We start from the raw sequence: 574 nt of genomic DNA on the forward strand, positions 1-574 counted from the left end.
TACAGGTAATGATTCCGTCAGCAGTAGCGGTAAGCTCAGGCTTGGTTAAATCTGCACTCACAGTTACAGTTTGTTGAATACTACATCCGTTAATGGTATTGGTAGCGGTTACTACATAATTCCCTTCAGAGGTTACATTGACTGGATTCTCACCATCGGTAAATCCTTCCCAGTTGAAGGTTACATTAGGAGTAGTTGATGTAGCCGTTAATGCTACTGATGTATTACTACAGGTAATGATTCCGTCAGCAGTAGCGGTAAGTTCAGGCTTGGTTAAATCAGCACTTACAGTTACAGTTTGTTGAATACTACATCCTGTAATTGTGTTAGTAGCGGTTACTATATAATCACCCTCAGAGGTTACATTGACCGGATTCTCACCATCGGTAAACCCTTCCCAATTGAAGGTTACATTAGGAGTAGTTGATGTGGCGGTTAATGCTACTGATGTATTACTACAGGTAATGATTCCATCAGCAGTAGCGGTAAGCTCAGGCTTGGTTAAATCAGCACTTACAGTTACAGTTTGTTGAATACTACATCCATTGATGGTATTGGTAGCGGTTACTATATA

1 protein-coding gene is annotated in these 574 nt (G+C 40.6%); it reads right to left on the reverse strand.

Going from position 1 to position 574, the window contains the following annotated elements; translation table 11 throughout:
- Window positions 1-574: hypothetical protein (locus FOF46_RS32105; protein WP_208746853.1), on the reverse strand; the 574-nt coding region annotated here is incomplete at both ends.

Origin of the sequence: Aquimarina algiphila, from assembly GCF_007489275.1 — a bacterium.
Lineage (GTDB): Bacteria > Bacteroidota > Bacteroidia > Flavobacteriales > Flavobacteriaceae > Aquimarina > Aquimarina algiphila.